At 51.9% G+C, this 21,519-nt stretch carries 16 protein-coding genes, 1 tRNA gene and 1 riboswitch; of the genes, 4 read left to right on the top strand and 13 right to left on the bottom strand.

Annotation, left to right across the window (positions count from 1 at the left end):
* Positions 1-22: 22 nt before the first annotated feature.
* A complete protein-coding gene (locus ACTHR2_RS03655) occupies positions 23-3,190 on the top strand; it encodes a type I restriction endonuclease subunit R (RefSeq protein ID WP_440375366.1) in 3,168 nt (1,055 codons plus the stop codon).
* A 75-nt stretch (positions 3,191-3,265) separates the two neighbouring features.
* Positions 3,266-4,270, top strand: coding sequence for a quinone-dependent dihydroorotate dehydrogenase (locus ACTHR2_RS03650; protein WP_440375365.1), 1,005 nt, complete (start codon positions 3,266-3,268; stop codon positions 4,268-4,270).
* 57 nt (positions 4,271-4,327) lie between these two features.
* Here ACTHR2_RS03650 and rnhB read toward each other — a convergent pair whose 3' ends face one another.
* Positions 4,328-4,921, bottom strand: coding sequence for a ribonuclease HII (gene rnhB, locus ACTHR2_RS03645; RefSeq protein WP_263341860.1), 594 nt, complete (start codon positions 4,919-4,921; stop codon positions 4,328-4,330).
* A gap of 154 nt (positions 4,922-5,075) precedes the next feature.
* On the opposite strand from rnhB, the gene ACTHR2_RS03640 reads away from it, so the two are divergent.
* Positions 5,076-6,212, top strand: coding sequence for an FUSC family protein (locus ACTHR2_RS03640; RefSeq protein ID WP_263339758.1), 1,137 nt, complete (start codon positions 5,076-5,078; stop codon positions 6,210-6,212).
* Positions 6,213-6,383: 171 nt separating this feature from the next.
* Here ACTHR2_RS03640 and ACTHR2_RS03635 read toward each other — a convergent pair.
* Positions 6,384-6,460, bottom strand: a tRNA-Met gene (locus ACTHR2_RS03635).
* A 111-nt stretch (positions 6,461-6,571) separates the two neighbouring features.
* A riboswitch (TPP riboswitch) is annotated at positions 6,572-6,671 on the top strand.
* A 93-nt stretch (positions 6,672-6,764) separates the two neighbouring features.
* Between ACTHR2_RS03635 and thiC the strand changes: the two genes are divergently transcribed.
* The gene (thiC, locus tag ACTHR2_RS03630; RefSeq protein ID WP_263339755.1) at positions 6,765-8,654 is read left to right on the top strand and encodes a phosphomethylpyrimidine synthase ThiC; all 1,890 of its coding nucleotides are present in this window, start codon (positions 6,765-6,767) and stop codon (positions 8,652-8,654) included.
* 91 nt (positions 8,655-8,745) lie between these two features.
* On the opposite strand, the gene murJ is transcribed toward thiC, so the two are convergent.
* The 11 genes from murJ to ACTHR2_RS03575 form a co-directional block, all read right to left on the bottom strand.
* Positions 8,746-10,284: a murein biosynthesis integral membrane protein MurJ gene (gene murJ / locus ACTHR2_RS03625; RefSeq protein ID WP_263339750.1), complete on the bottom strand. Its 1,539-nt coding sequence runs from the start codon at positions 10,282-10,284 to the stop codon at positions 8,746-8,748.
* Positions 10,285-10,293: 9 nt separating this feature from the next.
* A complete protein-coding gene (gene lpxB, locus ACTHR2_RS03620) occupies positions 10,294-11,469 on the bottom strand; it encodes a lipid-A-disaccharide synthase (protein ID WP_263339746.1) in 1,176 nt (391 codons plus the stop codon).
* A gap of 159 nt (positions 11,470-11,628) precedes the next feature.
* Positions 11,629-12,405 (bottom strand): acyl-ACP--UDP-N-acetylglucosamine O-acyltransferase, encoded by a 777-nt coding sequence (gene lpxA, locus ACTHR2_RS03615; RefSeq protein ID WP_070606394.1) that lies wholly within the window; start codon positions 12,403-12,405, stop codon positions 11,629-11,631.
* A 74-nt stretch (positions 12,406-12,479) separates the two neighbouring features.
* Positions 12,480-12,929: a 3-hydroxyacyl-ACP dehydratase FabZ gene (fabZ, locus tag ACTHR2_RS03610; RefSeq protein ID WP_003681704.1), complete on the bottom strand. Its 450-nt coding sequence runs from the start codon at positions 12,927-12,929 to the stop codon at positions 12,480-12,482.
* 74 nt (positions 12,930-13,003) lie between these two features.
* Entirely contained in the window at positions 13,004-14,044 is a 1,041-nt protein-coding gene (lpxD, locus tag ACTHR2_RS03605; protein ID WP_440375364.1) for a UDP-3-O-(3-hydroxymyristoyl)glucosamine N-acyltransferase, read from the bottom strand.
* 101 nt (positions 14,045-14,145) lie between these two features.
* Positions 14,146-14,655: an OmpH family outer membrane protein gene (locus tag ACTHR2_RS03600; protein ID WP_263339730.1), complete on the bottom strand. Its 510-nt coding sequence runs from the start codon at positions 14,653-14,655 to the stop codon at positions 14,146-14,148.
* A gap of 111 nt (positions 14,656-14,766) precedes the next feature.
* Positions 14,767-17,169: an outer membrane protein assembly factor BamA gene (gene bamA / locus ACTHR2_RS03595; RefSeq protein WP_263339727.1), complete on the bottom strand. Its 2,403-nt coding sequence runs from the start codon at positions 17,167-17,169 to the stop codon at positions 14,767-14,769.
* A gap of 3 nt (positions 17,170-17,172) precedes the next feature.
* Positions 17,173-18,513, bottom strand: a complete 1,341-nt coding sequence (gene rseP / locus ACTHR2_RS03590; protein ID WP_263339724.1) for an RIP metalloprotease RseP — start codon at positions 18,511-18,513, stop codon at positions 17,173-17,175.
* Positions 18,514-18,598: 85 nt separating this feature from the next.
* On the bottom strand, positions 18,599-19,825 hold the full coding sequence (ispC, locus tag ACTHR2_RS03585) for a 1-deoxy-D-xylulose-5-phosphate reductoisomerase (RefSeq protein ID WP_263339721.1): 1,227 nt from the start codon (positions 19,823-19,825) through the stop codon (positions 18,599-18,601).
* A 116-nt stretch (positions 19,826-19,941) separates the two neighbouring features.
* Positions 19,942-20,691, bottom strand: a complete 750-nt coding sequence (locus ACTHR2_RS03580; protein ID WP_263339719.1) for an SIMPL domain-containing protein — start codon at positions 20,689-20,691, stop codon at positions 19,942-19,944.
* A gap of 33 nt (positions 20,692-20,724) precedes the next feature.
* On the bottom strand, positions 20,725-21,519 hold the full coding sequence (locus tag ACTHR2_RS03575) for a phosphatidate cytidylyltransferase (protein WP_049332974.1): 795 nt from the start codon (positions 21,517-21,519) through the stop codon (positions 20,725-20,727).

The following is a 21,519-nucleotide window of genomic DNA, read 5'->3' as shown; positions in this document are numbered from 1 at the left end:
CCAATACACTAAGGAGCTTATCATGCTCAACGAAAACGACATCGAACAACTCACCCTTCAACGCCTGCAATCCCTCGGTTGGGAATATCGTTACGGTAAAGACTTGCCTGTTCATGAAGGCGAGTTTGCCCGTGGCGATTTGAGCGGCGTAGTTTTTATTGAGCAACTGCGTGAGGCGGTGCGTAAGCTTAATCCGCAGCTGCCTGAAAGTGCGGTTGATTCTGTGGTGAAATCTGCGACAAAAAGCGATATTGGCGACTTGGTGGTGCGAAATCAGGCGTTTTATAAGCTGTTACGTGATGGCGTGCGGGTGGAATATCAGGCTGACGGCGAGCAAAAAATCGAGATGGCGCGCCTGGTGGATTTTGAGCATTGGGAAAACAACCGTTTTGTTGCCGTCAATCAGCTGGAAATCCGTAGCCGTAAAGGGGGCAAGCGGATTCCTGATATTATCGGCTTTGTGAATGGCCTGCCCTTGGTGGTATTTGAGCTAAAAAATCCGCTGCGTGAATCGGCGGATTTGTTGCAGGCATTTAATCAGTTTGAAACCTATAAAGATGAGATTGCCGAGCTGTTTGTTTACAACCAAACCCTGATTATTTCAGACGGCATTGCCGCGCGTTTAGGTTCGCTTTCAGCAGATTTCCAACGCTTTACGCCGTGGAAAGTGGTCGATGAAAAAAATAAAAGCGCGCGCTTATATTTTGACGATGAATTACAAAGCCTGCTCAATGGCTTGATGAAGCCTGAGGATTTATTGGACTATATCCGCTATTTCGTCTTATTTGAGCGGGATTCCAACGGTAAAACCATTAAAAAAATCGCAGCGTACCATCAATATTACGGCGTAAATGAAGCTGTAGATTCCACCATTTGGGCGACTTCAGAAAAAGGCGACCGCCGCATTGGCGTGATGTGGCACACGCAAGGTTCGGGCAAGTCGATTTCTATGTTGTTTTATGCCGGCAAACTGCTTGCGCAGCCTGAATTGAAAAATCCGACGATTGTGGTGGTCACCGACCGCAATGATTTGGACGGTCAGCTTTTCCAAACCTTTTCTTCAGGCAAAGATTTAATCAAACAAACGCCGCAACAAGTAGAAGACCGCGATCAACTGCGCCAACTGCTTGCGCAAAATGAAGTGGGCGGCGTGTTTTTTACCACGATTCAAAAATTCGCCCTAAATGAGGAAGAAAGCCGCTTCCCTGTTTTAAATGAGCGCAGCAATATTATTGTGATCAGCGATGAGGCACACCGCAGCCAATATGGCTTTACGCAAAAATTGCATAATGGCAAGTTTCAGGCAGGCTACGCCCGTCATTTGCGTGATGCGCTGCCAAATGCTTCGTTTATCGGCTTCACGGGAACACCAATCAGCTTAGAAGATAGAGACACGCAAGATGTGTTCGGGCGTTATGTATCTGTTTACGACTTGCAAGATGCGGTGGAAGATGGCGCAACCGTACCGATTGTTTATGATGATGCTCGCCAAATTCGCTTAAATAAAAAAGATCATGATGCTTTGTTTGCAGAAATTGATGCTCTACTAGAAGAGGAGCCATCGACTTCCCTGCGTTTACAGGAAAAATTACTAGGCTCACAAGCACGTCTTATCGAATTGGCCGCAGATTTTGTGCAACATTTTGCCAAACGCAATGAAGTGGTTGACAGTAAAGCAATGATAGTGGTTTCCAGTCGTCAGATTTGCGTGGATTTGTACAATGAAATCATCAAACTGCGCCCTGAATGGCATTCGGACAATATTAACGAAGGAGCAATTAAAATTGTGATGACGGGTTCTGCTTCTGATGCGCCAGAAATGCAGAAACACGTTTACAGTAAACAGGAAAAGCAAACGCTGGAACGCCGCTTTAAAGACCCGAACGATCCGCTGAAAGTGGTGATTGTGCGCGATATGTGGCTGACGGGCTTTGATGCGCCTTGTTGTAATACGATGTATATCGACAAACCGATGCAGGGGCATAACCTGATGCAAGCCATCGCCCGAGTAAACCGTGTATTCCGCAATAAAAGCCGAGAAAATGGCGGTTTGATTGTGGATTATGTCGGCATTGCCGAAAAACTCAAAGAAGCGACCCAGCAATACACCAATTCGCAAGGCAAGGGCAAGCTGACTGATAACGTGATTGATGTGTTCTTTAAAATGAAAGAGCATTTGGAATTTATCCGCAACCTGTTTGCAACGCCGGTTGAAGGGAAAACCTTTGATGTTCAGACGGCCTTAGAAAAAGATAATCCGAATGATCTTTTAATGGCTATTCGTTTTGCCGCCAACCATATTTTAAGCCTCGATCAATTACCGTTTGATGGCAAAGCACACGAGCAACATTGGTTTAATAAAAAAGAAACCGAGCCACGCAAAAAAGCCTTTTTAAAAGCGGCGGGCTTAGTGAAAAAAGGCTATATGCTATGCGGCGCATTGGCTGAAATTGAGCCATACATCCAAGAAATTGCTTTTTATGATGCGGTGCGAGCAATATTAACTAAACGCTCCCCAGGGAAAAATCCAACGGAAAGACAGATTTTGTTGAAAAAATTGGTCAATCAAGCCGTCTATTCCGAAGGCGTGATTGATTTGTTTGACCTACTGGAAAAACCGCAGCCACAAATCAGTTTGCTTTCCGAAGAGTTTTTACAAACCATCAAAAACAGCCCGACTAAGAATTTATGGGTCAGCGCGGTGGAGCGTTATTTGGCAAGCGAAATCAAAGCCAAATCAGGCGCGAACCTCACCTTGCAAAAAGACTTCGAGCAACGTTTGAAAGAAGCCCTAAATCAATACCACAACCACAATTTAAGCGTGGTAGAAATTTTGGATGAGCTCTTCAAAATGAGCCAAGACTTCCAAGAACGCTTAGCTTTAGGTGAAAAGCTGGGGCTGAAAAAAGAAGAACTCGCCTTCTACGAAGCCCTCGCTCAAAACCAAAGCGCCCGTGAACTGATGGGCGATGAAGTATTGAGCAAACTTGCCAAAGAAATTACCGATACTTTAAGACGCTCAGTTACCATCGACTGGCAATATAAAGAAGGCGTTCGCGCCAAAATGCGTATTCTCGTGAAACGAGCTTTACAGCGTTATAAATACCCGCCGGATAAACAGGAAGAAGCTGTTAGTTATGTGATTAAACAAGCGGAGGAAGTAGCCGAAGAATTACTGAGTGAGGCATAGCGTAGGATTTGGGGCAGTTTGACGGTTTCAGGTAAAATAACGCCAAATTCATCAACCGTTCAGAAAGCCGCTGCCATGTATTCACTCGTCCGCCCCATCCTGTTCCGTTTCGATGCAGAAAAGGCCCATCATTTCACGCTCAACAGTTTGCGTTCTATCGAAAAACTCGGCCTGCTGCCCAAAGTAGACAGCCACACCCGGCCAACCGAGCTGATGGGTTTGCAGCTGCCCAATCCGGTCGGCTTGGCGGCGGGTTTGGACAAAAACGGCGAGTGTATCGATGCGTTTGCCGCTTTGGGTTTCGGTTTTGTCGAAATCGGCACGGTAACGCCCAAGCCGCAGCCGGGCAATCCGCAGCCGCGCCTTTTCCGCGTTCCCGATCACCAAGGCATCATCAACCGCATGGGTTTCAATAACCACGGCATCGATGCGATGATCCGCAACATTGAAAACAGCCGCTTTAAAGGCATTTTGGGCATCAACATCGGTAAAAATGCCGTTACGCCGATTGAAAATGCGGCCGACGATTATCTGATTTGCTTGGAAAAAGCCTACGCCCACGCAAGCTACATCACGGTCAACATTTCCTCCCCCAATACGAAAAACCTGCGTGCCTTGCAAGGCGGCGACGAGTTGAGCGCATTGTTGGAAGCCTTGAAAAACAAACAGGCGCAACTGGCGGCCGCTCATGGCAAATATGTGCCGCTGGCGGTCAAAATCGCGCCGGATTTGGACGAAGCGCAAATCGACGACATCGCCCATGTGGTCAAATCCGTGGAAATGGACGGCATCATCGCCACCAACACAACCATCGACAAATCAAGCTTGGGCAGCCATCCGCTCGCAGGCGAACAAGGCGGCTTGAGCGGCTTGCCCGTACGCGAGAAAAGCAATCAGGTGTTGAAACTTTTGGCAGAACGCATTGACGGCAAGCTGCCGATTATCGGCGTCGGCGGCATTATGAACGGCGCGGACGCGGCAGAAAAAATCCGCTTGGGCGCCAGTGCGGTTCAGGTGTACAGCGGTTTGATTTATCGTGGCCCTGAGTTGATTAAAGAGTGTTTGGCTGCGTTGAAATGATACTTTCCTAAAAAACAAGGCCGTCTGAAATCTTTCAGACGGCCTTTTGATATGCTTTCATTCTTCAAACAGATTGCCTTGTGCCAATAAGGTTTTGACCGGTGCAAAATCGCGGCGGTGTTCCGGCAATACGCCGTATTGTTTCAACGCGGCCAAATGTTGCGCCGTGCCGTAGCCTTTATGGCGGTCAAACCCGTATTGCGGATAGCGTTTCGCCAATTCATACATTTCCGCATCACGTGCGGTTTTGGCCAAAACCGAAGCGGCGGAAATCTCGATGATTTTGCTGTCGCCTTTGACCACGGCTTCGGCAGGGACATTCAAATCTTTCGGCACGCGGTTGCCGTCTATCCACACTTTGTCGGGAGTAACCGACAGCCCCTCGATGGCGCGCTTCATCGCGGCCATGGTTGCGTGCAGGATGTTCAGTTGCAGGATTTCGTCGGGGTCGGCAAAGGCAATGCTCCACGCGACCGCCTGTTCCTTAATCATCTGCGCCAACATATCGCGCTTTTTTTCGCTCAGTTTTTTTGAGTCGGTCAAACCCGGCAGGTCAAAATGTTCCGGCAAAATCACTGCCGCCGCAAATACGCTGCCGACCAAAGGGCCGCGTCCCGCTTCATCCACGCCTGCGCTTAAAACCATCGCCATTTCTTCACCGCCTGTCTGATTCAAAGCCGCCATTATATCCGCTTGTGGTAGAGAAATTCTGCAATAGGACAAGCCGTTTGAGAGCGGTTCAAATTTCATCTGCTTTACCAATCAGTTATAATTTACATCCCCACATACCCATACGTTTCACAACATGCCTGCCCAATCCGAACGCCTCCATTTTTCCGAACGCTGGCTCAACGCCTACGAACGCTACCGCTATCGCCGCCATATCCACGCCGTCCGCCTCGGCTTGGCGATCGTGTTTTCCACCCTGTTGGCCAAAGTCTTCCACCTGCAACATGGCGAGTGGATCGGCATGACCGTCTTTGTCGTCCTCGGCATGCTGCAATTCCAAGGCGCGATTTACTCCAAAGCAGTCGAACGCATGCTCGGCACGGCCATCGGTTTGGGCGTCGGTTTGGCTGTTTTATGGTTGAACCAACATTATTTGCAAGATGGCGTTTTCTTCTATCTAATTATCGGTGCCGCCAGCGCAGTGGCCGGTTGGTCTGCGGTCGGCAAAAACGGCTATGTCGCCATGCTTGCCGGTTTGACCATGTGCATGCTCATCGGCGACAGCAGCCACCATTGGCTCGACAGCGGCCTGATGCGCGCCATGAACGTTTTGATTGGTGCCGCCATCGCCATTGCCGCCGCCAAACTCCTGCCCCTGCGCTCCACACTCATGTGGCGCTTCATGCTTGCCGACAACCTCACCGACTGCGCCAAAATGATTGCCGAAATCAGCAACGGCAAGCGCATGACGCGCGAGCGTTTGGAACAAAACATGATTAAAATGCGCAAAATCAACGCCCGCATGGTCAAAAGCCGCAGCCATCTGGCCGCCACATCCGGCGAAAGCCACATCAGCAACAATATGATGGAAGCCATGCAGCATGCCCACCGCAAAATCGTCACCACCACCGAGCTGCTCCTGACCACCGCCGCCAAACTGCGCGCGCCCACGCTCAACGAAAGCGAAATCCGCCTGCTCGACCGCCATTTCAACCAACTCCAACGTGAGCTGCGCCTGACCGTCCGCCTCATCAAAGGCCACTACGCCCGCCGTATCCGCATCGATACTTCGCTCAATACCGAACTAAGCAAACCGGCCGCCCGCCTGCATTACGACTGGCAAGGCTTCCTCTGGCTCAGCACCAATATGCGTAACGAAATCGCCGCTTTGGTGATCCTGTTGCAACGTTCGCGCAATAAATGGTTGGACAAAAAAGAATTGCAACGCCTGAAAGAACACCTGCGCAACGATACCGATCCAGAGCAACAATAGACCGTCTGAAAAACACAAACTCAAAATAAAAGCGAATTAGCCGCCGATGGCATCGGCCAATAAAAAAGGCCGTCTGAAACCTAATGGTTCAGACGGCCTTTCAATCAATCCAATCAACAATAAATGCCGCATAAAGCAAAATCCCCTGCGATTGCAGGGGATTTTTATATTTGGTTGCGGGAGCAGGATTCGAACCTACGACCTTCGGGTTATGAGCCCGACGAGCTACCATGCTGCTCCATCCCGCGTCAGAAGTTGTAACTATACGGAAAGACGTAATCGCTGTCAAGCGTTTTTGACAGAAAATGCGAAAAACGCCGCTTTACAAAAAACCATCCGCATGGTTTAATTTTTCGTTAATAAAGAAACAGGGGTGCTGCTTTCAAACCGAGCGGCTGAGAAATACCCTTTACACCCGAACAGGATAATACCTGCGTGGGGAGTTTCGGCAAATGTGATTTTAGACGGTTGATTGAAGATATCCACAAGGCCGTCTGAAAAAAGCAATGCTCCTGTTTCCATTTCATAACCGAGAAACAGGAGCAATTTTTTATGACTACCGCTAAAAAAACCGGCGATGATGCGCGCCGTCTTTCCGACTTGAGCGAAGACATCGGCATCCGCTTCCAATATCCCAATTCCGACCGCGTCTATATCCCAGGCAGCCGCGCCGACATCCGAGTGCCTTTGCGTGAAATCCGTCAGGACGACACCTACACGGCGCAAGGTACGGAAGCTAATCCACCAATTCCGGTGTACGACACCAGCGGCGCATACGGCGATCCGGCGGCACACATCGACTTGAAACAAGGGCTGCCGCACGTCCGCACCGCATGGCTGGACGAACGCGGCGATACCGAAATCCTGCCCAAGCTTTCCAGCGAATACGGCACCGAACGCGCACACGATCCGAAAACCGCCCATCTGCGCTTCAACCAAATCACCCGCCCTCGCCGCGCCAAAGCAGGCCGCAACGTAACCCAGCTCCACTACGCCCGCCAAGGCATCATCACGCCGGAAATGGAGTTTGTCGCCATACGCGAACGCATGAAGCTGGACGAGCTTTTCAGACGGCCTGAATACGCCAAGCTCTTGAAACAACATGCAGGGCAAAGTTTTGGCGCGAATATCCCGACCCATCCCGACCAAATCACGCCCGAATTTGTGCGCCAAGAAATCGCCGCCGGACGCGCGATTATCCCTGCCAACATCAACCACCCCGAACTCGAACCGATGATTATCGGCCGCAACTTCCGCGTCAAAATCAACGGCAACTTGGGCAACTCCGCCGTCACTTCCAGCCTGACCGAAGAAGTCGAAAAAATGGTGTGGTCGCTGCGTTGGGGAGCGGACACGATTATGGACTTATCCACAGGCGCGCACATCCACGAAACGCGCGAATGGATTATCCGCAACGCGCCCGTCCCCATCGGTACTGTGCCTATTTACCAAGCTTTGGAAAAAACCGGCGGCATCGCCGAAGACCTGACTTGGGATTTGGTGCGCGACACCTTAATCGAGCAGGCAGAACAAGGCGTGGACTATTTCACCCTGCACGCAGGCGTGTTGCTGCGTTATGTACCGATGACGGCCGACCGCCTCACAGGCATCGTATCGCGCGGCGGTTCCATCATGGCGAAATGGTGTCTCGCCCATCATCAGGAAAACTTCCTCTACACGCACTTCGACGAAATCTGCGAAATCATGAAAGCCTATGACGTGTCGTTCAGCCTCGGCGACGGCCTGCGCCCCGGCTGCATTGCCGATGCCAACGACGAATCCCAATTTGCCGAGCTGCACACCTTGGGCGAATTGACCGCCAAAGCGTGGAAACACGACGTACAAGTCATGATCGAAGGCCCGGGCCATGTACCGTTGCAACGCGTCAAAGAAAACATGACCGAAGAGCTGCAACACTGCTTTGAAGCGCCTTTCTACACCCTCGGCCCGCTCGTTACCGACATCGCCCCCGGCTACGACCACATCACCTCGGGCATAGGAGCGACCAATATCGGCTGGTACGGCACAGCCATGCTTTGCTACGTGACCCCGAAAGAGCATCTCGGCCTGCCCGACAAAGAAGACGTGCGCACCGGCATCATTACCTACAAACTCGCCGCCCACGCCGCCGACCTCGCCAAAGGCTGGCCGGGCGCACAATTACGCGACAACGCCCTGAGCAAAGCGCGTTTCGAATTCCGCTGGCGCGACCAATTCCGCTTAAGCCTCGACCCCGAACGCGCCGAGAGCTTCCACGACGAAACCCTGCCCGCCGAAGGCGCGAAAATCGCCCACTTCTGCTCAATGTGCGGCCCCAAATTCTGCTCGATGAAAATCACGCAGGAAGTGCGCGATTACGCCGACAAGCAAAAAGCCCAACGGCAAGGCATGGAAGAAAAAGCGATTGAGTTCGTCAAAAAAGGAGCGAAGCTTTACAGTTAAAACATAAAGCAAGAAAAGGCCGTCTGAAAATGTTTCAGACGGCCTTTTTAGCGAATAGTCTTTAAGCTAAGCACATACGCTCTGCGGCTGCTTATTTTTCTACTCTGCGGAAATGGTGCGGACGGAAGCCAAGCGCAGCGAGGGAAACGAAGTAGAGGCCGCCGCCCAAGGCAATCAGGACACAGAGTTGGCCTGCTTTTTTAAAGCCGCCGACGTGTACCCATTCAAACGGCAGATAATATTGCGCCAGCCACAAACCGCCGCCCATGACGACCAAAGAGATGGCCATTTTAACTAAAAACGCTGCCCAACCTTTGCCGGGGCGGTAGATGCCGTGTTTGCGCAAAAGGAAAAACAGCAAGCCTGCATTCAGACACGCGCCCAAACCAATAGCGAGGGACAGACCGACGTGTTTGAGCGGCGAAATGAAGGCAAGGTTCATCAACTGCGTGCAAATCAGCGTGAAAATAGCGACCTTAACGGGGGTTTTGATGTTTTGGCGGGCGTAGAAGCCGGGTGCCAACACTTTAATCATAATCAACCCGATCAAGCCGAAGGAATAGGCAATCAGCGCGTATTGGGTCATTTGCGCGTCGTGCAGCGTAAATTCACGGTACATGAACAAGGTCGTAACCAGAGGGAAAGACAACACGGCAAGGCCGACGGCGGCAGGCAGGGTCAGCAGCATGCACAGGCGCAAACCCCAGTCGAGCAGGCCGGAAAACTGCTCGGTATCCTGACTGGCGGCGTGTTTGGACAAAGTAGGCAATAAGATTGTACCAAGTGCCACGCCCAAAACGCCGGTCGGCAATTCCATCAGTCGGTCGGCGTAATACATCCATGACACGCTGCCGGACTGCAAAAACGAGGCAAAAATGGTGTTGATAACCAAGGAAATCTGCGCCACGCTCACACCCAAAATAGCCGGCCCCATCTGTTTCATTACGCGGTTGACCGCCGCATCTTTAAAGCTGAGTTTGGGCATTTTCAAGAAGCCCAGTTTCGCCAACCAAGGCAGTTGGAACACCAGCTGCAACACGCCGCCGACAAATACCGCCCACGCCAAAGCCATTATGGGCGGATCGAAATATGGTACGAAAAACAGGGAAAAGACGATAAAGGAGATGTTCAAAAAAGTCGGCGTAAAGGCGGGAATACCGAATTTATGATAGGAATTGAGTATTGAGCCGACAAAAGACGACAAGGAAATCAAAAAGATATAAGGAAACGTTACCCGCAGCAAGTCGATGGAGAGCTGAAACTTATCAGCTTCTTTGGCAAAACCGGGTGCAGAAACATAAATCACCCACGGCGCGGCAAGTATGCCCAGCGCGGTAACAATGACCAACACAAACGACAACATGCCGGCCACATGACGCACAAACGCCTGCGTGGCTTCGGGCGAGCGGGTTTCTTTGTATTCCGCCAAAATCGGTACGAAGGCTTGGGCAAATGCGCCCTCTGCAAACACTCGCCGCAGCAGGTTGGGCAGTTTAAACGCGACAAAAAACGCATCCGTCGCCATGCCTGCACCAAACGCACGGGCGATAATCGTATCGCGCACAAAGCCTAAAATGCGCGACACCATCGTCAGGCTGCCAACCTTGGCCAATGCTCCCAATAAATTCATGTATTTTCCTTACTTGTCTTTCAGGCCGTCTGAAAATCCGGCTTCTTCCAATACTGCCGCCGCAGCCAATGCCGCCGTATCTTTTTTCAACAGCAGATGCAAGGCGTGAAAATCCTGTTCCAACGCGGCCACGGCTTCAGGGCGGTCATACCAGTCTGCCACGGCCTGTGCCAGTTTTTCAGGGACGGCATCGTGTTGCAGCAGCTCGGGAACGGCAGCTTTACCCAACAGAATATTGGGCAAACCGACATGCGGCACTTTGATTTTGTTTTTCACATACGCATAAGTTAGCGGCGAAATTTTGTAGCTGATAACCATAGGCCGTTTACACAAGGCCACTTCCAAAGTCGCCGTACCGCTGGTGACCAATACCACGTCGGCAGCGGTGCAAACCGTATCCGACTGCTTGTCAGTCAGCGTAATGGGAAGAGCGGCAAATTCAGGCTGCGCCAAAATTTCGCTAATGCGTTTGCGCGTTGCGGCCGTCGCTACAGGCAGCAAAAACTGTGCCTGCGGATAACGTTTCAGCAGCAATAAGGCCGTCTGAAAAAACACCGCCGCCATGTAATCGATTTCACTCACGCGGCTGCCGGGCAATATGGCAAACACGGGTACGTCCGCAGGCATGCCCAGCTTCTGCCGCGCCGCCGCCCTATCCGCTTCCACGGGCATGGTTTGCGCCATCGGATGGCCGACAAACTCGGCCTTGCCGCCGGCATCGATATAAAGCTGGGGCTCCATCGGAAACAGGCACAACACGCGGTTGACCTGATGTACGATTTTATTGACCCGTTCGCGCCGCCACGCCCAAACCGACGGGCTGACGTAATGAATGGTATGAATGCCTGCCTGCTTGAGTTTTTCCGCCACGCCGAGATTAAAGTCCGGCGCATCGATGCCGATAAACACATCCGGCTTGAGGCGGATTAAATCGTTCACCAGTCCTTTGCGGATTTTCAAAATCTGCGGCAGGCGTTTGATGACTTCAACAAAACCACGCACCGCCAGCTTTTCCTGATCGTACAAACTCTCAAAGCCCTCCGCCTTCATGCGTTCGCCGCCGATGCCGGTAAACCGCGCGTTCGGGCAACGCGCCTTAATGGCACGGATTAAATGTGCGCCAAGCAAGTCGCCGGAAGCTTCGCCGACGCTGATGGCGATAAGGGGGGAAGAATTGGAATTCATACTGTTGAGGTTCGGAAGCTAAAAGATTTTGGGGCGGTCATTTGCCCACCCGTTTTCAGACGGCATCGACAGCAAACGGGCAGAAACCTGCCCTACTACGCGGATTTTTGCAATCCAAAGGCCGTCTGAAAAAGTTTCAGACGGCCTTCAATCCATCAATCAACGGATAATGCCGCGTGTGGATTGTGCAAAAAAGTCTTTAAATACCGCCAATTCGCTTTGTGTTTCGGCGCGTTTCAGAATCTCTGCCTTAGCCTCTTCAAACGGAATGCCGCGATGGTAAATGGTCTTATACGCATCTTTGACGGAGGCGATTTGCTCGGCAGTGAAACCATTGCGGCGCATACCTTCGCTGTTGAGGCCGGCCGGTTCGGCGCGGTAGCCTGCAGCCATAAAGTACGGCGGTACGTCTTTGTGTACGCCGGCGGCAAACGCGGTCATGGCGTAGTCACCGATTTGGCAGAATTGGAACACCAGCGTGTAGCCGCCCAAGACGACGTAGTCACCGATGGTAACGTGGCCTGCGAGTGAGGCGTTGTTGGCGAAGATGGTATGGTTGCCGACCACGCAGTCATGGGCGAGGTGGCAGTAGGCCATAATCCAGTTGTCGTCGCCGATACGGGTTTCGCCGATGCCGGTAACCGTACCGAGGTTGAACGTCGTAAATTCGCGAATGGTGTTGCCGTTGCCGATAATCAGCTTGGTCGGCTCGTCGCGGTATTTTTTGTCCTGCGGAATCTCGCCGAGGCTGGCAAATTGGAAAATGCGGTTGTTTTCACCGATGGTCGTATGACCGTTGATGACGACGTGCGGGCCGATTTCGGTATTCGCACCGATTTGGACATTGGGGCCGATGATGCTGTATGGGCCGACTTTGACGCTGGAGTCGAGTTCGGCTTTAGGGTCGATGACGGCGGTCGGATGGATAAGGGTCATGCTGTCTCCTTGCTGTCTGATACAGGTATTGCCTGCAAGATGCCGTCTGAACTTTCAGACGGCCTGTCCCATTCTTACACCACGCGTTTGGCGCACATAATCACGGCTTCAACGGCAACTTGGCCGTCGACTTTGGCAACGGCATTGAATTTGCCGATACCGCGTTTGTTGGTCAACAGCTCAACTTCAAAAACCAGTTGGTCGCCGGGGATGACTTGGCGTTTAAAACGGGCGTCGTCGATACCGGCGAAGAAGAAGAATTCGTTTTCTTTACGGCCGCCTTCGCTGAGGATGGCGAGTGTGCCGCACGCTTGCGCCATGGCTTCGATAATCAGTACGCCGGGCATCACGGGCAGGTCGGGAAAGTGGCCTTGGAACTGCGGCTCGTTCATGGTGACGTTTTTAATCGCAGTCAGGGTTTTCATCGGTTCGAACGCGGTAATGCGGTCGAGTTGCAAAAACGGATAACGGTGTGGGATAAGTTTTTGAATGTCTTTGGCTTCGATCGGGAGTTGTACGTCCATGATGTTCGTCTTTCCTTGTTTGTATTGGGTTTAAACGTATTCGGATGCGGGGGCGCGGACTGTTTGCGCCGCCTTTAGGCTTCGTCGCTGTCGGCAAGCTGTTTTTCCAGCGTTTTGAGGCGTTTGTTCATTTCGCTCAAACGGTGGATATAAACGGCATTGCGCGCCCAGTCTTTGTAGTCCGACATCGGGAAAATACCGGCCAAATGCTGGCCACTTTCGGTAATGCTGTGGGTAACGGATGTACCGCCGCCGATGGTGGTTTTATCGGCGATTTCGATGTGTCCGACCGTGCCGACGCCGCCGCCGATAATGCAATAATTGCCGATGGTGACGCTGCCGGAAATACCGGTTTTGGCGGCGATAACGGTGTGCGAACCAATTTTGCAGTTGTGGCCGATTTGGACTTGGTTGTCGATTTTGGTGCCGTTGCCGACGGTCGTGTCGCTCATTGCGCCGCGGTCGATATTGGTGTTCGAACCGATTTCCACATCATCGCCCAGCGTGACTGCGCCGGTTTGCGGAATTTTAAACCATGAATCTCCGGCGAAGGCCAAGCCGAAACCGTCCGCGCCGATGACGGCGCCGCTGTGGATTTCGACACGGTTGCCCAAAGTGCAGCCGTAATAGATAACGGCGTTGGGATGCAACACGACTTCATCGCCCAACGTGCAATCGTGTTGGACAACGGCATTGGCCAAAATACGGCAGCCTTCGCCCAATACGGCATTCGCGCCGATATAGGCATTTGCGCCGATTTCGCAGCTTGCCGGCACTTTGGCGCTGGCCTCGACAACGGCAGTCGGATGTACGCCGCCCTGCGCTTTGACAATCGGCGAGAACAATCGTGCCACTTTGGCAAAATAAAGATAAGGGTCGGCAGCCACAATCAGGTTACGGCCTGCAAATTCGTCTGCGGCTTTCGGCGACACAATCACTGCGCCTGCCCGGCTGTCGTGTACTTCGGCTTTGTATTTCGGGTTGGCCAAAAAGCTGATGTGTTCCGCCTGCGCCTGATCCAACGGACGGACGGCGGTAATGGCGATGTCTTCGCCTTTCCATTCGCCGCCGAGTTGGGAAATGATTTGGGACAGGGTGTATGCTTGTGAAGTCATGATAATCTGCCGTCAAGATGTCAGGCCGTCTGAAAGATGCCGGTTTGGGTTTCAGACGGCCTTAGGTTTGTCTGTATGGTTACATTCGCTGCCAAGCAGGGTCAGTGAGCATTTAGGGCTTTAATAACGCTGTCGGTAATATCGTAGCGGCCGTTGACGTAAATCACGTCCTGCAAAATGAAGTCGTAACCTTCGCGTTTGGCCAAATCGACGATAACGCGGTTGGCATTTTGCTGGAGCGCGGCGAATTCTTCATTGCGGCGCAGGTTGTAGTCTTCAGCCAACTCGGCCTGCTCCTTGCGGAATTTTTGTACCAGATTGCGCCATTTTTGGGTTTCCGCTTCCCTTTGGCTGTCGCTGAGTTTGTCGCTACTCAGTTTTTTCTCCAAAGCCTCGCCTTCCTGCTGCAGCTTTTGCAAGGCGGTTTGACGGCTTTTGAACTCTTTTTCCAAAGTCGTCTGAATGCTTTGCGCCTGCTTGGATTCCTGATAAACGCGCTCGGTATTGATAAAACCGATTTTCTGCACGCCATCCGCCGCCGCTTGCGGCAAAAGCACGAAACCCGGCAGGGCTACGGCGAGGACACGGAGGGTGTCGGCTATTTTACTCATGATAAAAATCCTTGCTTGAAAACAAACGGGCAGTTTGCAATAAGCTTGCCGCCAATCTGCCATGAGGCCGTCTGAAACGGACAAACCCGGTTTCAGACGGCCTAAACATCATCAGAATGTCGTACCGAGTTGGAATTGGAAGCGTTGGATTTCGTCGCCTTCTTTTTTCTTAATCGGATAAGCATAACTGAACTTCATCGGACCCAGCGGAGAGAGCCAAGTCACGGCAGCACCGGCAGAGTAACGCAATTCGTTTTTGAATGTCGATTTGTGCGTTGTGCCTACGCCATACACGTTTTGGAGCGCGCCGTTGGTGTAATAAGAATTGCTGCTGCTGTCGTTGTAGGTTTTGTCATCCCACACGCTGCCCGCATCGGCAAACAGGCTCAGACGGACGGTACGAGAGTCTTTAATGCCCGGCATCGGGAAGAGCAACTCTGCGGAAACGTTGGCTTTTTTGTTACCGCCGTAGCTGATTTTCTCGCCGTATTCGTCATAGACTTTCGGGCCCAGCGTACCGCTTTCAAAGCCGCGAACAGAACCTAAGCCGCCGCCGTAGAAGTTTTCAAAGAACGGCATGGTTTTGGTTTTGCCGTAGCCGTTGCCATAACCGACTTCGCCACCCAGCATCAGCGTGAAATCTTTGCTCAATGGGAAGAACCAAGTTTGGTTGTGGGTCAGGGTGTAGTATTGCAGGTCGCTGCCCGGCAAGGCGATTTCGCCGTTTACGCCGGTCAGGTAACCGCGGGTCGGCCACAAGGCATTGTCGGTTTTGTTGCGGCCCCAGCCGATGGTACCTTTGTACAACCAGCCTTTGAAGCTACCCACGCCGCTACCGTCGCCTTTACCGTATTGATTGATAAAGTCGGCATAACGTTTAGGCGCGCCTTTGTAGGTGTTCACGGTCAGACGCTCTGCGGCCAAACCGAAGTTCACACGGTCATATTCGGTAACCGGAATACCGATACGCAAACCGCCGCCGAAAGTTGTGGTTTTATATTGTTTCGCGCTGGAAGAAGCTTTACGCGGGTCGTAAGTCTTACCATAAAGGTCGTAGCCCAAGCTTACGCCGTCAGGTGTGAAGTATGGGTCGGTAAACGACAACGAGCCGTTTACTGTGGTTTTACTGCGGGAAGCGCGCAGTGCAACGGATTTACCCGTACCGAACAGGTTGTCTTGAGCCACACCGGCAGACATCACCAAACCGGTATCCTGAACCCAACCTGCGCTCAAGTCGAGCGAGCCTGTAGAACGTTCGGTCAGGCTCATGTTCAGGTCGACTTGGTCAGGCGTATTGGCCACAGGAACTGCATCAAATTGAACGTTGTCGAAGTAGCCCAACAACTCAACGCGCTCTTTAGAACGTTGCAGTTTGGCAGAGTCGTAAGGCGCCGATTCCATTTGGCGCAACTCGCGGCGGATGACTTCATCACGGGTTTTGTTGTTGCCGGTAATGTTGATTTCGTTCACATAGATTTTGCGGCCCGGTTGAACGGTCAACACAAAATCAACGGTATGCGTTTCGGCATTTGGAATCGGTTGGACATTGATTTCGCTGAATGCGTAACCTGCCTGACCCATGCGGTTTTGGATGGCTTCGAGCGAATTGGACATTTGCGCGCGCTCGTACCATTTGCCCGGCTTCATGGTCAGCAGTTTTTCCAAATCTTCTTTCGGCACTTCCAGCGTATCGCCTTCGATGCGTACATTGCCCCAACGGAAGCGGTCGCCTTCGCTGACGGTTACTTTAATGGTTTGCTTAGTTTTGTCTTCGTTGGTTTGGATGTCAGTATCCAAAATACGGAAGTTGAAGTAACCGTTGTTTTGGTAGTAATTGGTGATTTTTTCCATGTCCTGAGCAAATTTTTGCTCATTGAACTGGTTGCTCTTGGTAATCCAAGTCCACATGCCGCCTTCGCTCAGGGACATTTGTTTCAGCAGGCGGCGGTCGGAATAAACTTCGTTGCCTTCAAATGAAATATCGGTAATCTTGGTAGATTTGCCCTCTTCGATGGCAATATCGATAGATACGCGGTTACGGGCGAGTTTGGTTACAGTCGGAGTGATTTGGACAGACTGTTTGCCACGGCTCAAATACTCTTCTTTCAAACCGGCAACGGCTTGGTTCAGCGTTGCTTGGTTGAAGTATTGGGATTGCGCCAAACCGAAGGCTTCAAGGTTTTTCTTGATGGCATCGTTTTGCAGCATTTTCGCGCCGGTAATATTGAGCGAGCTGATGGTCGGACGCTCAATCACGGTCAGCAGGACTTGATTGTCCATGGTCTCGACGCGTACGTCGTCAAAGAAACCGGTTGCGTAGAGTTTTTTGATGATTTCTTCACTGCGCGCATCATTGAAATTATCACCGACTTTAACGGGCAGGTAGTTGAAGACGGTACTCGGCTCGGTGCGTTGCAGGCCTTCGACGCGGATGTCCTGAATGGTAAAGTCAGCCAATGCCAGTGGAGACAGGCTCAATACCATTAAAGCGGAAGCAATCTGGTTCAGTTTCATAAATTATCCAAACAAACGGTTGATGTCATTAAAGAAAGCCACAGCCATCATCAAAAGCATGGCTGCCAGTCCGAAGCGCAAGCCGACTGCCTGTATGCGCTCGCTCAAAGGCTTTCCGCGTATCCATTCGGCGGTGTAGAAAACCAAATGTCCGCCGTCCAAAACGGGCACGGGCAAAAGGTTCAACACGCCTAAGCTGATGCTGACCAAGGCCAGAAATTCGAGGTAGCTCTGCAATCCGAGTTTGGCGGATTGTCCGGCGACATCGGCAATGGTCAGGGGACCGGAAATATGGTTCAAAGAGGCATTGCCTGTAACCAGTTTTCCGAAAAATTTGAGGGTCGTCCACGAATAGTTGACGGTTTTGTTCCAACCCAATTCAAAGGCTTGGGCAACGGAAGGCGTATAACGGTAGCGGATGGTCTTATCCCACTCTTTATCCGCCTGGGCGGCAAGCCCTGCTCTACCCACCAGCACGCCTGCCGACTGCTCAACGCTGTCCGGCCGGATAGCGGTCGCCAGTATTTTACCGTCGCGTTCGTAAGTCAGCTCGATTCGTTTACCGGGGCTGGCGCGGAAGAGTTCCGTCCATGCCTGCCAGCTCTCGATGGGCTTCCCATCGGCGGTCAGCAGTTTGTCGTTTTCCTTCAAGCCTGCTTTTTCGGCCGGACTGTTGGCCAAGACTTTGCCGACGCGGTTAGTAATTCTAAAAGGCAAAAGGCCGATGTTGCCTTGGTTTTTCGCAACTTTACCTGCTTCAGGCGTGCCGGCGGCATCAATTATGCGGATGGCTTGGGTATTTGAGGCCGTCTGAACGGCGACTTTTACAGGACCGGCTTCAAGGTTCAACACCATCTCGGTTTGCGCATCGCTCCAGTCTTTTACGGCAATTCCGTTGACCGATACAATTTTATCGCCTGCCTGAAAACCTGCTTTGGCGGCAATACTGGCAGGCTCGACCATGCCAACATAGGGGCGCAACTCGGTTACGCCGAAGGAAAAGCTCAAACCGTAAAGCAAAACGGCCAAAATCAAATTGGTCAAAGGGCCGGCGGCGACAATGGCGATGCGCTTGGCCGGATGCTGTTTGTCAAAGGCGTAGGGCAAATCTGCTTCTGCCACCTCGCCTTCGCGCGTATCGACCATTTTAACGTAACCGCCCAGCGGAATCGGGGCAAAACACCACTCGGTATCGCCGCGTTTTCGGGTGAAAAAGGGCTTACCGAAGCCGACGGAAAAGCGCACGACTTTAACGCCGCACCAGCGGGCAACAATATAGTGTCCGAACTCATGCAGGCTGACCAAAATCAGAATGGCGACGATAAAGGCTAAAAAGGTTTGCAAAAAAATCCCCTGAATGGAATGTGATAATCAACGGATAAGGCCGTCTGAAAACCGATTATAAAGGCAGTTGTTCCATTTTGTCTGCCTAAATGCCAAGCGGTTGACGTTTCAGACGGCCTGTCATTGAAGCTTTATGTTTGTCGATAAAGGCTTCTGCCTGTCTGCGTGTTTGCGCGTCTTGCGCCAGCAGGCCTTCGATATCGTGACGGCCGTCTGAAAAATCTTGTGCAAGGCAGTGGGCAACGACTTTGGCAATATCGGTAAACTTGATGCGTTTATCTAAAAAAGCGGCCACGGCAACTTCGTTGGCAGCGTTCAACACGCAAGGCGCGGCACCGCCTGCATTCATGGCCTGATAGGCAAGTTTCAAACATGGGAACCGGTCAAAGTCAGGCTTTTGGAAGGTCAATGCGGACAATGCGCCGAAATCCAGCTCGCCCACGCCGGAATCGATACGTTCGGGCAGGCCCAAGCAATAAGCAATCGGCGTACGCATATCGGGATTACCCAACTGCGCCAATACTGAACCATCGCGATAACGCACCATGCTGTGTATCACGGATTGCGGATGGATGACGACTTCCAGTTTTTCCGGCGGACAGTTAAACAGCCAATGCGCCTCAATCAACTCCAAGCCCTTATTCATCATTGATGCGGAATCGACGGAAATTTTGCGCCCCATGCTCCAATTCGGATGCTTGACCGCCTGCTCGGGCGTAATGCTGTCAAATGTACTTAAATCGGTGTTAAGGAAGGGGCCGCCCGATGCGGTCAGAATAATCGAATTGATACCGTGCTCATTCAGACGGCCTGTGTAATCCCTTGGCAATACTTGGAAGATGGCGTTGTGTTCGCTGTCAATCGGCAAGACGGTGGCGCCGTTTTGACGGGCGGTTTCCATAAACAATGCGCCGGAAACCACCAGTGTTTCTTTGTTTGCCAGATAAATGGTTTTGCCTTTTTGAGCGGCGGCCAAAGCCGACGGCAAACCGGCCGCGCCGACAATGGCACACATCACGCCGCTGACTTCATCGGCAGAGGCGACATCAATCAAGGCTTGAGAACCACATAAGACCTGCGTACTGATACCTTCTTGTTTGAGTTTCTTTTCCAGCTCTGCCGCATGACCGGCATCGCCGACAACGGCATATTCTGGGCGGAACTGTTTGCATTGCGCCGCCAGCTTGTCCACCTGCCTATGCCCTGCCAGCGCGAACACGTGGAATTTTTCGGGATGGCGGGAAACAACGTCTAAGGTGCTTTCGCCTATGCTGCCGGTACTGCCTAATATGGTCAGAACTTGTTGTGTCATGGTGTGTTCTTTGTGTGCTGTGCAAACGGTATTCATTGTGTTTGAAATAGATTTCTTTGCCGTTTCCAATTTTCAGACGGCCTTTTGCCTCCCGGCTGAAAGGCCGTCTGAAAGAATTACTCAATGCCGTATTCGATGGTAACAACCAGTCGGACTTGTTTACCGACGGTGCTTTTATCGTAAGAACCGCCGTATTCGTCATCCTCGCTGCTGCCGGTGTCGGCATAGATGTTGAACGAGCCTTGCGAAGCAGAACGCATGGCACCCACTTTGCCGCCGCCGGTTTTGGCAAACTCAGCCGCGCGTTTCTGCGCATCCTCAGTCGCCTGCGTAATCAAATCGCGTTTGATGGTTTCCAAATTGCCCAACAAATATTGCGGATTGTCGAAGCGGATAAATTCGTTTTGCGCACGGAAATTCAAAATAGCACGCTGGGCGGCTTGGATTTTGTCCAGTTTTTTGGTGTTGACCACAATATTGAGATCGCCATCGTAGCCGTTGGGCGTACGGGTTACGTTGCCCAGTTCGTCTCGGGTTTCATTGAAAACGCGCGACACTTCGGGCAGGCCCACTTTCATTTCAGCCGCCGTAAAGCCTTGCTCGCCCAAAAACTTAGACAGCTTCTTGCGTCTTGCCGTCAGTAAATCCAAAACTTCCTGATAGCTTTCGCCGTGCGCGTTCACGCCCGTATTCCACGTCGAGCTGTCGGATTGGAAGTTTTTCTCCGCCAAACCTTTTACGGTAATCGTCCCGGGTTGACGCAGATTCTTAAACTGCACGCCCAAAATAAACGCCGCTGCCATCAATCCCAGTGCCAACAATACGCCCAAGATCGATAAAGATGAAATCTGTTTTTGTTCGGACATAATCAGCTCCCTCAACCACGTCAGACAGACGGTTTAAAACAAATATACAAAGGCGGCATAAATGCTGATAACGGCAATCAGGCTGTCCACACGGTCGAACACGCCGCCGTGTCCCGGCAACAGATTGCTGCTGTCTTTGATACCGGCTGCACGTTTGAGCCAGCTTTCCAGCAAATCGCCGCACACGCTAACAACGGTCAGAATCAAGCCGATCAAAATAGTTTTTAACCAACCGGCTTCAAAAGCCAGCCAACCGGCTTTCCATACGATGGTCATGTACACGGCAACGCACAATGCACCGCCGATCGCACCTTCCCAGCTTTTACCCGGGCTGATGGTCGGCGCAATTTTGCGCTTGCCAAACGATTTGCCACAGAAATACGCGCCAATATCGGCGACCCACACCAAACCCATAATCGCCAATAAAGACAGCGCGTCTTCAGGCTGAGGGCGCAGGTAAACCAGTGCAAACCAAAACGGCATCACCAACAACCAACCGACCGTGTAAGCCTGCCAGCCACCGTTCAACTTCCATTTCGCCTTCAGCCACCAAGGCATGACAATCAGCCAAAACGCCAATACAACATACCAAACCAAATCAGGCAACTGCCAACCGCCGGCATAGGCAATCACACCGAACACCAGCGTTGAAGCCAAATAATGATTGATTTTCAGCTTGTCCAAGCCACTCATGCGGGCATATTCCCACAAAGTCAGCATGGCAATCAGGCCGCAAAACGCAGCCCACAGCCACATAGGTGCATAAAACAGCATACCCAGCATCAGCGGCAAAAGCCACAGCGCCGTCAAAATCCGTTGTTTCAACAT

The sequence above is a fragment of the Neisseria sp. P0006.S004 genome, assembly GCF_051963015.1.
Classification (GTDB): Bacteria; Pseudomonadota; Gammaproteobacteria; order Burkholderiales; family Neisseriaceae; genus Neisseria.
This window is presented reverse-complemented; position numbering and strand designations above follow the sequence as displayed.

Excerpts from the sequence above, each read along its gene's own strand:
- ACTHR2_RS03575 (WP_049332974.1), bottom strand. The coding sequence starts at position 21,519 with ATGTTGAAACAACGGATTTTGACGGCGCTGTGGCTTTTGCCGCTGATG.
- lpxB (WP_263339746.1), bottom strand. The coding sequence starts at position 11,469 with ATGAATTCCAATTCTTCCCCCCTTATCGCCATCAGCGTCGGCGAAGCT.
- ACTHR2_RS03655 (WP_440375366.1), top strand. The coding sequence starts at position 23 with ATGCTCAACGAAAACGACATCGAACAACTCACCCTTCAACGCCTGCAA.
- ACTHR2_RS03580 (WP_263339719.1), bottom strand. The coding sequence starts at position 20,691 with ATGTCCGAACAAAAACAGATTTCATCTTTATCGATCTTGGGCGTATTG.
- ACTHR2_RS03640 (WP_263339758.1), top strand. The coding sequence starts at position 5,076 with ATGCCTGCCCAATCCGAACGCCTCCATTTTTCCGAACGCTGGCTCAAC.
- lpxA (WP_070606394.1), bottom strand. The coding sequence starts at position 12,405 with ATGACCCTTATCCATCCGACCGCCGTCATCGACCCTAAAGCCGAACTC.
- ispC (WP_263339721.1), bottom strand. The coding sequence starts at position 19,825 with ATGACACAACAAGTTCTGACCATATTAGGCAGTACCGGCAGCATAGGC.
- ACTHR2_RS03600 (WP_263339730.1), bottom strand. The coding sequence starts at position 14,655 with ATGAGTAAAATAGCCGACACCCTCCGTGTCCTCGCCGTAGCCCTGCCG.
- murJ (WP_263339750.1), bottom strand. The coding sequence starts at position 10,284 with ATGAATTTATTGGGAGCATTGGCCAAGGTTGGCAGCCTGACGATGGTG.
- bamA (WP_263339727.1), bottom strand. The coding sequence starts at position 17,169 with ATGAAACTGAACCAGATTGCTTCCGCTTTAATGGTATTGAGCCTGTCT.
- ACTHR2_RS03650 (WP_440375365.1), top strand. The coding sequence starts at position 3,266 with ATGTATTCACTCGTCCGCCCCATCCTGTTCCGTTTCGATGCAGAAAAG.
- thiC (WP_263339755.1), top strand. The coding sequence starts at position 6,765 with ATGACTACCGCTAAAAAAACCGGCGATGATGCGCGCCGTCTTTCCGAC.
- rnhB (WP_263341860.1), bottom strand. The coding sequence starts at position 4,921 with ATGGCGATGGTTTTAAGCGCAGGCGTGGATGAAGCGGGACGCGGCCCT.
- fabZ (WP_003681704.1), bottom strand. The coding sequence starts at position 12,929 with ATGGACGTACAACTCCCGATCGAAGCCAAAGACATTCAAAAACTTATC.
- lpxD (WP_440375364.1), bottom strand. The coding sequence starts at position 14,044 with ATGACTTCACAAGCATACACCCTGTCCCAAATCATTTCCCAACTCGGC.